The organism is Bacillus sp. FSL K6-2839 (assembly GCF_038003365.1).
GTDB lineage: Bacteria > Bacillota > Bacilli > Bacillales > Bacillaceae > Bacillus.
In genome coordinates this window covers 2,275,649-2,289,320 of record NZ_JBBOOZ010000001.1, presented here as the reverse complement: position 1 = coordinate 2,289,320, position 13,672 = coordinate 2,275,649, and the positions used below count along the sequence as shown (strand labels likewise).

General features: G+C 42.0%; 10 protein-coding genes. 9 read left to right on the top strand and 1 reads right to left on the bottom strand.

From position 1 onward, the window contains the following. Positions 1–7: 7 nt before the first annotated feature. From dnaE to MHH26_RS11675, 7 genes are all read left to right on the top strand, one after another. On the top strand, positions 8–3,343 hold the full coding sequence (dnaE, locus tag MHH26_RS11705; protein WP_340973520.1) for a DNA polymerase III subunit alpha: 3,336 nt from the start codon (positions 8–10) through the stop codon (positions 3,341–3,343). A 141-nt stretch (positions 3,344–3,484) separates the two neighbouring features. Continuing rightward, entirely contained in the window at positions 3,485–4,717 is a 1,233-nt protein-coding gene (locus tag MHH26_RS11700; RefSeq protein ID WP_034661854.1) for an NAD(P)-dependent malic enzyme, read from the top strand. A 304-nt stretch (positions 4,718–5,021) separates the two neighbouring features. Continuing rightward, positions 5,022–5,897 (top strand): acetyl-CoA carboxylase, carboxyltransferase subunit beta, encoded by an 876-nt coding sequence (gene accD, locus MHH26_RS11695; RefSeq protein WP_034661853.1) that lies wholly within the window; start codon positions 5,022–5,024, stop codon positions 5,895–5,897. Next, entirely contained in the window at positions 5,882–6,859 is a 978-nt protein-coding gene (gene accA / locus MHH26_RS11690; RefSeq protein ID WP_106031190.1) for an acetyl-CoA carboxylase carboxyl transferase subunit alpha, read from the top strand. Before accD ends, accA begins: the two co-directional genes overlap by 16 nt. A gap of 341 nt (positions 6,860–7,200) precedes the next feature. After that, the gene (pfkA, locus tag MHH26_RS11685; protein WP_106031191.1) at positions 7,201–8,160 is read left to right on the top strand and encodes a 6-phosphofructokinase; all 960 of its coding nucleotides are present in this window, start codon (positions 7,201–7,203) and stop codon (positions 8,158–8,160) included. 27 nt (positions 8,161–8,187) lie between these two features. Next, complete coding sequence (gene pyk / locus MHH26_RS11680; protein ID WP_034661851.1) at positions 8,188–9,948, top strand: pyruvate kinase; 1,761 nt, start codon at positions 8,188–8,190, stop codon at positions 9,946–9,948. 102 nt (positions 9,949–10,050) lie between these two features. Continuing rightward, a complete protein-coding gene (locus MHH26_RS11675; protein WP_106042632.1) occupies positions 10,051–10,440 on the top strand; it encodes an FxsA family protein in 390 nt (129 codons plus the stop codon). 25 nt (positions 10,441–10,465) lie between these two features. On the opposite strand, the gene ytvI is transcribed toward MHH26_RS11675, so the two are convergent. Further along, complete coding sequence (ytvI, locus tag MHH26_RS11670) at positions 10,466–11,584, bottom strand: sporulation integral membrane protein YtvI (protein WP_106042630.1); 1,119 nt, start codon at positions 11,582–11,584, stop codon at positions 10,466–10,468. A gap of 100 nt (positions 11,585–11,684) precedes the next feature. Between ytvI and MHH26_RS11665 the strand changes: the two genes are divergently transcribed. Together MHH26_RS11665 and citZ are read left to right on the top strand one after the other, a co-directional pair. Beyond that, on the top strand, positions 11,685–12,149 hold the full coding sequence (locus MHH26_RS11665; protein ID WP_007501699.1) for a DUF441 domain-containing protein: 465 nt from the start codon (positions 11,685–11,687) through the stop codon (positions 12,147–12,149). 375 nt (positions 12,150–12,524) lie between these two features. Then, the gene (gene citZ, locus MHH26_RS11660; RefSeq protein WP_034661848.1) at positions 12,525–13,643 is read left to right on the top strand and encodes a citrate synthase; all 1,119 of its coding nucleotides are present in this window, start codon (positions 12,525–12,527) and stop codon (positions 13,641–13,643) included. Positions 13,644–13,672 lie beyond the last annotated feature (29 nt).

Here is a 13,672-nt window from a genome sequence, read left to right as displayed (position 1 = left end):
ATTAAGCATGTCTTATGTTCATCTTCAGGTCCACAGTGGATACAGCTTATTAAGCAGTGCGGCAAAAGTAAAGGAGCTCGTGCTGAAAGCGAAAGAACTTGGCTGCAAGGCGCTCGCTCTTACCGATGACCATGTGATGTATGGAACGGTTGAATTTTATAAGGAATGTAAAAAACATGGCATCAAGCCGGTCATCGGTTTAACAGCTTCTGTCTTCATAGATGAACAAGAGACAGAGGCTTATCCCTTGGTACTCCTTGCCAAAAACAATGAAGGCTATCAAAACTTGATCAAAATCAGCAGTGTGCTGAAATCAAAATCAAAAGCTGGACTGAAAGAAAAATGGCTGAAAAGCTATCACCGCGGGCTCATTGCCATTACGCCAGGCGCTTCTGGCTACATTGAAACGCTGCTTCAGCATGATCAGATAGAAGAAGCGCATGATGCGGCGAAACAATTGAAAGATATTTTCGGTGAGGGACATGTGTACATCGCACTTCAGCCATTTCAGCAAGACGAATCGCTTGCCGGTAAACTCAGGGACGTCTCAAAAAGTGCGGAGATTCCTCTTGTTGCGACGGGAGATGTCCACTATATCAATCGAGAAGACAAAACCGCCTATACGTGTTTAAAAGCCATTAAAGCAGGGCAGCAGCTGTCAGAGATTGAGGAAGACCGAGGAGAAAAGCATTTCAGAACCCTTGAAGAAATGAAGGAATGGTATGCGCAAGATGAGGAGCTGCTGACAAGAACGGTGGAGATCGCAGACCGCTGTGAAGTCGATTTAAATCTTGGGCAGACAAAACTCCCTTCCTATCCGACTCCTGATCAATCAACAGTAGATCAGTTTTTACGCAGAGTGTGCGCAGAAGGGATGAAGCAAAGAAAGATTGCTTCAAATGATACGTATGTGAAAAGACTTGAGTACGAACTGAGCATTATCCAAAAAATGAATTTCAGTGATTATTTTCTCATCGTGTGGGATTTTATGAAGTATGCCCATGATCAAGGCATTGTCACAGGGCCAGGACGTGGATCGGCAGCAGGGTCACTTGTTGCGTATGTATTGTTTATTACAGATGTTGATCCGCTCCGTCACGGTCTGTTGTTTGAGCGTTTCTTAAATCCTGAGCGAATCAGTATGCCAGATATTGATATTGATTTCCCCGATACGAGAAGAGATGAAATCATTTCTTATGTAAAAGACAAATACGGAGACATGCATGTGGCACAAATTGTCACGTTTGGAACACTTGCAGCAAAGGCGGCCTTAAGAGATGTTGGACGTGTGATGGGGATTGATTCAAAGGCTGCGGACCGTCTTGCAAAGCTGATTCCGTCAAAGCCAGGAACGACGCTGAAAGAAGCGGTGACTGCATCCCCTGAATTAAAAACGATGCTCCAGCAATCCGAGGAGCTTCGAAAGGTCTTTCAAACCGCTTTAAAGGTTGAAGGCTTGCCAAGACATACCTCGACACATGCAGCCGGCGTTGTGCTGAGCGAGGAGCCGCTGACAGAGGTCGTTCCAATTCAAGACGGCCATGATGGTGTGTATTTAACGCAGTATGCGATGAATTATTTAGAAGATCTCGGACTTTTAAAGATGGATTTCTTAGGACTAAGAAACTTAACCTTAATTGAATCCATTAAAAACCAGATTGAAAGACAGGAAAACGTCCACATTAACTTTAGTGACATTTCATATGAAGATCAGAAAACATTTGAATTGTTATCAGCGGGAGATACAACTGGGATTTTCCAGCTTGAATCACAAGGAATGCGTCAGGTGCTGAGACGCCTGAAGCCCTCTAGTTTAGAAGACATCGTGGCGGTCAATGCCCTCTACCGTCCAGGTCCAATGGAGAATATCCCGCTCTTTATCGACCGAAAGCACGGCAGAGTCAAGGTCTCTTATCCGCATCCTGATTTGTATGACATTTTAAAGGACACATATGGGGTCATCGTCTATCAGGAGCAAATCATGCTGATTGCGGCGAAGATGGCAGGCTTTCAGCTGGGTGAGGCAGATCTATTAAGAAGAGCAGTTTCGAAGAAGGATAAAAAGGTCCTTGATGAAGAGCGAAGCCATTTTGTTGAAGGATGCCTAAAAAAGGAGTATCCTGTTAACATTGCAAATGACGTTTATGACTTAATCGTCAAATTTGCAAACTATGGTTTTAATAGAAGCCATGCTGTTGCATATAGCATGATTGGCTTTCAGCTTGCTTACTTAAAAGCGCATTATCCGTTATATTTTATGTGCGGACTTTTAACGAGTGTGATTGGAAATGAAGACAAAGTCGCTCAATATTTCTATGAGGCAAAGGAAAAAGGGATATCTGTGTTGAAGCCTTCTATTAATAAGAGTGAATTTCCATTTACGGTTGAAAAAGGGGAGATCCGCTACAGCTTAAGAGCGATCAAAAATGTCGGAGTGTCAGCTGTAAAGGATATATACAGGGCAAGACAGGAAAAGCCGTTTGAAGATTTATTTGATTTTTGCGCAAGAGTATCAGCAAAGAGTGTCAACCGAAAAACGATTGAAGCGCTCATTTTTTCAGGGGCGATGGATGAGCTTTATCCAAATCGTGCTTCGTTATTGGCATCAATAGATATTGCATTAGACCACGTGTCATTTTTAAATCCAGATGATCAACTGGACTTTCTGGGGGATACAACCTTCTCCATTAAGCCAAAATATGCGGAGATAGAAGAACTGCCGCTTGTCGATCTCCTGCAATTTGAAAAAGAGGCACTTGGGTTATATTTATCAAATCATCCTGTACAAACGTACCGAGATCGCTTAAGAGAGAATGGTGCAGTGGAAATCATCAGACTTTCTTCCTATATAAAGCGAAAGATCTCAATGGGTGGTCTTTTGACAAAAGTGAAATCGATTCGGACAAAAAATGGACAATCGATGGCATTTGTCACATTTGGGGATGAAACGGGAGAAATGGAAGGCGTCGTCTTTCCAGAGCAATTTAGAAAGCTGTCCCCCTTACTTGAGGAGGGCGCCATGCTTTATGTTGAAGGCAGAATAGATGTCAGAAATGACAGCAGCCAAATCATCGTGCAAGAAGCCGTTCTGCTTGAAGAGATGGGCACACAAAGAAAAGAGTCTGTCTACATTCGGGTGAAAGAAGAAAGCCATACGCAGGAACTGCTAGAGCAAGTAAAGCGGGTGATCTCGATGCACAGCGGAGAAGCAGATGTCTATTTGTATTATGAGAAGCAAAAAAAGACAGTGAGACTTCCAGATGCATACAAGGTTCATGCAGATCATGCTGTGATTTTCCAGTTAAAAGAGCTGCTTGGTGAACAAAACGTTGTGATTAAATGATGACAAATCACCTGAATATGTTTTACAAATTCACCTATTGTGTTATCATTTTAAAGATTCTGTGTATTTAAAACTGCCAGTATGTGCTTATCAACTTAGCAATTCATTAAATCATTTTCCACTTGAAGGAGTGTTCATCACATGTCATTAAGAGAAGAAGCATTACATATGCACAAAGAGAATCAAGGCAAACTCGAATCAAAATCAAAAGTACAAGTGAAAAATGCAAAAGACTTGAGCTTGGCTTACTCACCTGGTGTTGCAGAACCATGTAAAGATATTTATGACGACACAAGCAAAGTGTATGATTATACAATGAAAGGCAATATGGTCGCTGTTGTCACAGACGGAAGCGCTGTTTTAGGGCTTGGTAATATTGGGGCAGAAGCATCTCTACCAGTAATGGAAGGAAAAGCTGTATTATTCAAAAGCTTCGCGGGCGTTGATGCCTTCCCAATCGCGCTTGCGACAAACGATGTAGACAAAATCGTTGAAACAGTAAAGCTTCTTGAGCCAACGTTTGGCGGTGTCAACCTTGAAGATATTGCAGCTCCAAACTGCTTCATTATCGAAGAGCGCTTGAAAAAAGAGACAAACATTCCAGTGTTCCACGATGATCAGCACGGAACAGCGATTGTCACAGTAGCAGGACTTGTAAATGCCCTGAAACTGTCTGGAAAATCAATGTCCTCCATCAAAGTGGTGGCAAACGGCGCTGGAGCAGCGGGAATTGCGATTATCAAGCTTCTATATCATTTCGGTGTACGTGATATCATCATGTGCGATACAAAAGGCGCAATTTACGAAGGCCGCCCGAACGGTATGAATACAGTGAAAAATGAAGTCGCTAAATTCACGAACCAAGACCGTAAAGAAGGTTCATTAGAAGAAGTCATTGAAGGCGCAGACGTCTTCATCGGGGTTTCAGTAGCAGGCGCTCTAACAAAAGAAATGGTTGGAAAAATGGCAAAAGATCCTGTCATCTTCGCTATGGCGAATCCAAATCCAGAAATCATGCCAGAAGATGCACATGCAGCAGGTGCAAGTGTTGTAGGAACTGGCCGTTCTGACTTCCCGAACCAAGTGAACAACGTACTGGCATTCCCAGGAATTTTCCGCGGAGCATTAGATGTACGTGCAACTCACATTAACGAAGAAATGAAAATTGCAGCCGTTGAAGCGATTGCTTCTCTTGTTTCAGATGAGAAATTGTCAGCTGAATACGTCATCCCTGAACCATTTGATGCACGTGTAGCACCAGCGGTAGCAAAAGCGGTAGCAAAAGCAGCAATGGAAACTGGCGTTGCAAGAATCAAAGTCGATCCAGAAGCAGTCGCTGAAAAAACAAGAAAATTAACGATTATCGGCGAATAATCAATTGGAAAAGTGTGCACGTTCTTTCTGAAATTGGAGGAAAGACGTGCACCATTTCCTCTCTTACGCGAAAATTTTTTCATCCGGAATGATATTTTTTTGTAGACGTTCACAATTCACATATATCAACTGCTCAGCGCCCCAAACACATACTCATTTCTCATCAATTCCCCATTGAAAAAATTGAATGAAGGATGACAGCGTTTGACAAAAAAAGTACAATAGTTTCGGTACAGTTATGACATGTCCTATAATAGTGGATGTGCGTGTAAAGAAAAAACCCTTCAAAAAGGGAGGTAGTCATTTGTCAATCAAAAATATTTTCAGTAAAAAGAAAAAATATGCATCTGTACCCTCTGAACAGGCAAGCCAAGATGTGCCTGAAGGCATCATGACCAAATGTCCGCAATGTAAAAAAATAATGCTCACCAAAGAATTAGATAAAAATTTACGTGTTTGCATGAATTGCGGCAGACATTTGCAAATGAATGCAAAGCAGCGTATTGATAGCCTTGTAGACGAAGGCACATTTGAAGAATTTAACGGGCATCTGATCTCAGAAAACCCGCTCGGATTCCCAGGCTACGAAGAAAAGCTTGAGAAAGACAGAGAAAAAACGTCTTTGAATGAAGCCATTGTCACAGGTCAAGGTGAAATTGAAGGCCAGCGTGCTGTGATCGCTGTCATGGATGCCACGTTCCGTATGGGCAGCATGGGCTCGGTTGTTGGTGAGAAGATCACACTGGCGATTGAGAAAGCAAAAGCGGACAAGGTGCCATTTATCATCTTTACTGCATCGGGCGGAGCGAGAATGCAAGAGGGGATCCTCAGTCTCATGCAGATGGCAAAAACAAGCTCAGCATTAAAACTGTTCAGCGAGGACCAAGGTTTGATTATCTCTGTGATGACGAACCCAACAACTGGCGGTGTATCAGCTAGTTTCGCGTCTCTTGGTGATTACAACTTTGCAGAACCTGGTGCTTTAATTGGGTTTGCAGGCCGTAGAATCATTGAACAAACAATCCGTGAAGACCTGCCAGAGGACTTCCAAACGGCTGAATTTTTAATGAAGCATGGACAGCTGGATGCTGTCATTCATCGTGCAGAGATGAAAGAAACACTAGGCCGAATCTTAGCATTACACAGCACAGGAGGTGAACGAGAGTGGCTGGAGAACTAGAATTTGAAAAACCTGTCATTGAACTTCGAGCGAAAATTGATGAACTGAAAAAGTTCACACAAAACTCAGAAATGGATTTAAGTGCAGAAATTGAGCGCCTTGAAACACGTCTGAGCAAGCTTGAAGCAGACATTTATACAAATTTAAAGCCGTGGGACAGAGTACAGATTGCTCGTCATGCGATGCGTCCAACAACTCTCGATTACATTCAAGAGCTGTTTGACAACTTTTTCGAATGTCATGGTGACCGTTTCTATGGTGATGATGAAGCTATTGTTGGAGGAATCGCCACGTTTAAAGGGCTTCCTGTCACAGTCATTGGCCATCAGCGCGGAAAAGACACAAAAGAAAACTTGCGCCGTAATTTCGGAATGCCTCATCCAGAAGGCTACCGTAAAGCGCTGCGCTTGATGAAACAAGCAGATAAATTTAATCGCCCGATCATTTGCTTTATTGATACAAAAGGAGCTTATCCTGGGAAAGCAGCTGAAGAACGCGGACAAAGTGAAGCAATTGCGAAAAACCTATTCGAAATGGCAGGACTTCGTGTACCGGTTGTCTGTATTGTCATCGGAGAAGGCGGAAGTGGCGGCGCACTAGGCTTAGGCGTAGGAAACCACCTATACATGCTAGAGAATTCAACGTATTCAGTGATTTCACCTGAAGGTGCAGCAGCACTGCTCTGGAAGGACTCATCACTTGCGAAAAAAGCTGCAGAGACAATGAAAATTACCGCTCCAGACCTAAAAGAATTAGATATTATAGATGATGTTATTAAAGAAGTGCAAGGTGGAGCTCACCGAGACGTGAAACAACAAGCAGCCTACATTGAAAAAACATTAAAACAGTCACTTACATCTTTGCTCAAACTAACACCTGAAGAACTAGTCGAACAAAGATATCAAAAATACAAAGCAATCGGGAAAGTATCGGTTGAAAATCAATATATTGGGGTAAACTAAATAAACGTACAGCCTTTTTGGCTGGCGTTTATTTTTTTCATCCTTTTTCATGAAAACCGCCCTCATGTAAGCGCTATTTGAAAATAATTTTCTTTTGTTTTCATAAAATTTGAAACGTCTGAAAACCTTGATATGATAAGCTTTAGAAGGATCGATCTTCCTCGTTTTTGAAAGAATTGCTTTCATGACTTTCTTAACTTTTGTTTAAAAACGGTTTATTTAATTGTATAATAAGTACGGTTTTAGAAATACGTATTGAAAACATCCGGTTTTGCTCATGATTGTTTTCAAGCAGTGGAAATGGTATGTTTAATTCATATATGGTCTCTGAGGTGAAAAAGATGAAGCGTATAGGAGTTTTAACGAGCGGTGGGGATTCCCCAGGAATGAATGCAGCTGTGCGCGCAGTTGTAAGGAAAGCGATTTACCATAATGTTGAAGTTTACGGTATTTATAATGGATATTCAGGTCTAATTAACGGTAAAATTGAGAAACTTGAAATAGGTTCAGTTGGCGATATCATTCATCGTGGAGGAACAAAACTTTACACGGCAAGATGCCCTGAATTCAAGACAATTGAAGGTCGTGAAAAAGGCATTGAGAACTTAAAAAAATTCGGTATTGAAGGACTTGTTGTGATCGGCGGAGACGGTTCATTCATGGGAGCGAAGAAATTAACTGAGCTCGGTTTTCCATGTGTAGGTGTCCCGGGTACAATCGACAACGATATCCCAGGTACTGATTTCACTATTGGCTTTGATACAGCACTGAATACAGTCATTGACGCCATTGATAAAATTCGTGATACAGCCACATCTCATGAACGTACATACGTAGTGGAAGTAATGGGAAGACATGCTGGTGATATTGCTCTTTGGTCAGGTCTTGCAGGCGGAGCCGAATCTATTTTGATTCCTGAAGCAGACTATGACATGGATGAAATTATTGCGAGGTTAAGAAGAGGGCACGAGCGCGGCAAGAAGCACAGTATCATTATCGTCGCAGAAGGCGTAGGCAGCGGTGTTGAATTTGGTAAGCGGATTGAAGAGGAGACAAGCCTTGAAACCCGTGTATCTGTCTTAGGACATATTCAGCGCGGAGGTTCTCCAAGCGCATTTGACCGAGTACTGGCAAGCCGTTTAGGAGCATACGCAGTAGAACTTCTTCTTGAAGGAAAAGGCGGACGCTGTGTGGGCATTCAAAGCAACGAACTCGTTCACCACGATATTTTAGATATCTTAGATAAAAAACATACAGTCGATCAAAATATGTACCGACTTTCACAAGAGCTCTCTATATAAAACGAGAAGACCTTAGGAGGAACAGTAATGAGAAAGACAAAAATCGTTTGTACAATCGGTCCAGCAAGTGAAACCATTGAAAAGCTGACTGAATTGATTGAAGCAGGAATGAATGTAGCCAGACTAAACTTCTCTCATGGAGATTTTGAAGAGCATGGTGCACGCATTGAAAACATTCGTAAAGCAGGTAAAACATTAGGCAAGGACATTGCGATCCTTCTTGATACAAAAGGTCCAGAGATCCGTACACGTACAGTTGAAAACGGCTCAATTGAGCTAGTCGCTGGTGCAGATCTTATCGTGAGTATGGAAGACATTGTTGGAAATACGGAAAAAATTAGTGTGACGTATGAAGATTTAATTGATGATGTAGAAGTGGGCTCAACGATTCTATTAGATGATGGTCTTATTGGTTTAGAAGTGAAAGAAATTAACATGGACCGCAAAGAAATCGTCACAAAGGTCATGAATACAGGCACGCTCAAAAACAAAAAAGGCGTAAACGTACCAGGTGTAAGTGTGAACCTGCCAGGTATTACAGAAAAGGATGCCAATGATATTCTGTTCGGAATTGAACAAGGCGTCGATTTCATCGCTGCTTCTTTTGTTAGACGAGCTTCTGATGTGCTTGAAATTCGTGAGCTTCTTGAAAAGAATAATGCGGCTGACATTCAAATCATTCCTAAGATTGAAAACCAAGAGGGTGTTGATAACATCGATGAAATCCTTGAGGTATCAGATGGTTTGATGGTTGCGCGTGGAGATCTTGGTGTAGAGATCCCGGCAGAAGAAGTACCGCTTGTTCAAAAAATGCTGATCAAAAAATGCAATCGTTTAGGCAAACCTGTCATCACAGCTACCCAAATGCTTGATAGCATGCAGCGTAATCCTCGTCCAACTCGTGCGGAAGCAAGTGACGTGGCAAATGCCATTTTTGATGGCACAGATGCGATTATGCTTTCTGGTGAAACAGCAGCAGGAACATATCCAGTGGAAGCTGTACAAACGATGCATAACATTGCATCACGTTCAGAAGATGCACTCAACTATAAAGCAATTCTTTCTCGCAGAAGCGAAGAAGTAGAAGTCAGCATTACAGATGCCATCGGTCAATCTGTTGCACATACAGCGATGAAGCTTGACGTGGCAGCGATTGTGACACCTACGGAAAGCGGTCATACAGCGAGAATGATTTCAAAATATAGACCAAAAGCACCAATCGTAGCGGTCACAGCAAACGAATCAGTAGCAAGAAAGCTGTCTCTCGTATTCGGTGTATTTGCAAAGAGCGGATCAAAAACGACGTCTACTGATGAAATGCTTGAGAATGCAGTCGAGAAGTCGATTGAAACGGGCTATGTGAGACATGGCGATTTAATCGTCATTACAGCTGGTGTGCCAGTTGGTGAAACAGGTACAACGAACTTAATGAAAGTATATGTTGTTGGTGACATTATTGCGAAAGGTCAAGGAATTGGCCGTAAATCTGCATTTGGACCGGTTGTCATTGCACAAAGCGGAAAAGAAGCAGACGAAAAAATGTACGATGGGGCGATTCTTGTCGCAAACTGTACAGACCGTGATATGATGGGTGCTTTAGAAAAAGCATCTGCCTTGATCACTGAAGAAGGCGGCTTAACAAGCCATGCAGCAGTCGTTGGACTCAGCCTTGGTATTCCAGTGATTGTTGGTCTTGACAGCGCAACAACACTGCTAAAAGAAGGCGAAGAGATCACAGTAGATCCGGCACGCGGAGCGATCTACAAAGGCCGAGCAAGCGTCCTTTAAATCATACACACGAGGGGAGTTATCTGACTCCTCTCTTTTTTTATGTTACACTAAAAAAAGTAAAACAGCTTTCGATGAAAGATACCCCATGAGGTGATATGGTTGAAAAAATATTTGCTACTATTATTGATTCTATTCCCTGCAGTGGAAATCAGTTTATTTTTAATATCAAGTAAAATCATTGGCATTTTGCCAACGATGCTGATGATCGTGCTCACAAGTGCATTAGGCGCTTATTTTGCAAGAAAGCAAGGAATCGAAGCTTTTCAAAAAGTGCAGAGAGATTTACAATATGGCAAAATGCCCGGGGTAACGATTGTCGATGGTTTTTGCATTCTGATTGGCGGTCTGCTGCTGCTCATTCCCGGCTTCTTATCGGATATCATTGGTGCGCTGCTACTCATTCCGATGACGAGAAAGCAAATCAAGCCGCTCTTTGAACGCTGGCTTAGAAACATGTCTAATCGCAATCGCTATACGATTATTCGCTAAAGAGACCTTGAGCTCAAGGTCTCTTTTACTTTTGCATGCCGTACCGAATGTATTGATAGATATCTCTAAAAACACCTGCATTACGAAATGCCTGCCACACGACAAGGGAAGCAGGACCAATGACAAGTCCAAGAAAACCAAAGCATTTTAACCCGACAAATAATGCCACAAGCGTTGCTAAAGGATTAAGCCCAATGGACTTGCTTAAGACTTTCGGCTCTGAAATTTGTCTTTGAATGAGCACGACAATATACAAAATGCCGAGCCCGATAGCGAGTGAGAGGTTTCCTGTCATAGCGGAGTAAATGATCCAAGGCAGAAAAACAGTACCGCTCCCGATATAAGGAAGTAAATCGACAAACCCAATACATAAAGCAATGACAAAGGCATGCTCGACTTTTAAGATGATCAGACCAATGACGACGAGGCCGATGGTCATAGCAACAAGCAGAAGCTGCGCCTTCATAAAACCGGTAATGGCTTTTTTGATTTCAGATAAAATGGCGCGTGTATGCTGCATCCATTTTGCGGGAAAGATACGAGAGCCATATTTTTTTAACGTAAACCAATCTTTCGTGATAAAAAAAGTCGCCAGTGCAGAAAACAAAAGGGTTGCGGCTGCATCAGGCAAAAGACCTAAAAAAGCCGGGATAAGCTCGAGCGTTTTTGAAAGAAAAGTCCCTATTTTTGCGGCAGCTTCATCGCCTAGCGCCTGGATTTGTCCTAAAATCGATTCCTTTTGACCTGCTTGAAGCGTATTAAATTGGGCGGTGACATCATGGTACAAAGGCAGAATCTTATCTGTAAAAAACCGTTCGACAATACCAATCATTTGATCAAGGTGGCCAGGCAGAACCTTTGCCAAATAAGCACTTCCTGAAATAATTTCTGCTACTAAGAGTGTGATGAAACCGGCTGCTGCCACTAAAAAGAGCAGTAGTACAATGACTACTACAAATCCTCTCGGCATTCCGGTGATCTCTTCTATTTTGCATACGGCAGGATGAATCAGGCAGGATACAATAAGTGCAATCCAAAAAGGATATAAAAAAGGAAAAGACTGATATAAAAAGACAACCGCAAATACAGCAATGCTGATCATCATCAAACTTCGCAGAAAAATGGCCATATAGGTATGATTCACACAATCCCCTCCAAAAAACAAGCATGTCCGATACTTCATTTTATTCAAAAAGATTAGTAATATGAAAAGGTCGCAATAAAAAGAAAGGAAGGGGCGGCGTATGTTTACTCAAGCAAATTTATTTTTGGTTCTTTTACTCGTTATTGCACTTATTGCAAAGAACAATTCATTAATTTTAGCGGTTTCTGTGCTGATTGCGATTAAGCTGATTGGTTTGGATCAAAAAATTTTCCCGGTTCTCCAATCAAAAGGCATCAATTGGGGTGTCACCGTCATTACAATTGCTGTGCTTGTTCCTATTGCAACAGGTGACATTGGATTTAAGCAGCTTGGAGAAGCCATGAAATCTTCTTATGCTTGGATTGCACTTGGAGCGGGTATATTAGTAGCATTAATCGCAAAAAACGGTATTGTGCTACTCGAAAATGATCCGCATATCACGGCAGCGCTTGTGTTCGGGACAATTTTGGCAGTCAGCTTATTTAAAGGTGTGGCTGTCGGTCCGCTGATCGGAGCAGGAATTGCTTATTTGGCGATGCAGGCTGTGAAATTTTTCAGCGGTTGAAAAGAGAGTGGTTCATGCCACTTTCTTTTTTATTTTTTTCTTGCGTGAGCTTTTGCAAAAAAACATAATTAAATATAATAAAAGAAGCAAAATCCCTTTATTCCATGCCTTGTATGGAAGACTGGAAAAAAATATATCAAAAAAAATTATAGTTAAACATTTAACAAATGTCTGATTATTGTTTATAATGGGAATAGGCTTAATTTTGAACTCATTGATCACACAAGAGATATGAGGCTAAAAGCGCTCTAACCGTATAGGTAAATGTAAGCATTTTCTTTTCTGAACCTGCCGTCCTATTCGGATTGGATAGCGCTTTCAAAAAGCGAGAATTCTGCAACGAAGGGGAATCTTTTTAAAAAGGGGAGATTGAACATGACAGCAACAAGAGGTCTTGAAGGTATTGTGGCAACAACTTCATCCGTAAGCTCAATTATTGATGATACTCTTACTTATGTAGGGTACAATATCGATGATTTAACTGAAAAAGCTACATTCGAAGAAATTGTCTACCTGTTATGGCACTTAAAGCTGCCGAATGAGCAAGAGCTGAGTGAGTTAAAACAGCAGCTCAATGAAAATGCTCACATTCCGCAAGAAATCATTGAGCACTTTAAATCGTATTCGCTGGACGGGGTTCATCCAATGTCTGCGATTCGTACAGCGGTATCCTTACTAGGTTTACTCGATGACGAATCAGAGATTATGGACAAAGAAGCGAATTACAGAAAAGCCATTCGTTTACAGGCGAAAATTTCTGGACTAGTCGCTACGTTTTCACGCATTCGAAAGGGACTTGAGCCTGTACAGCCAAAAGAAGAATACAGCTATGCTGCGAACTTCTTGTATATGCTAAATGGCGAAGAGCCGTCACCAGTAGAAATTGAGGCAATTGATAAGGCACTCATTCTACATGCGGATCATGAATTAAACGCATCGACATTTACAGCACGTGTATGTGTTGCTACACTATCAGATATCTACTCTGGTGTAACAGCGGCTATCGGTGCGCTGAAAGGACCACTTCATGGCGGAGCCAATGAAGGCGTAATGAAGATGCTTTCAGAAATTGGCGAAGTTGAAAACGTAGATTCCTATATTCATGGTAAGCTAGAGAAGAAAGAAAAAATTATGGGCTTTGGCCACCGCGTATACCGTCAAGGTGACCCACGTGCAAAGCATCTAAAAGAAATGAGTCAGCGTTTAACAAACCTCACTGGCGAGCCGAAATGGTATGAAATGTCTGTTCGCGCAGAGGAAATCGTGACATCAGAGAAAAATCTTCCACCAAATGTTGATTTTTATTCTGCATCTGTATATCACAGTCTTGGGATTGATCATGACTTATTTACACCAATTTTCGTGATCAGCCGATTCTCTGGATGGATTGCTCACATTCTAGAGCAGTATGACAACAACCGTCTCATCCGTCCAAGAGCTGACTACATTGGACCTGATCTTCAAACCTTTGTTCCGATCAGTGAAAGAGACTAATGTTTATAGAATAAGCGGGGGCTGATCCT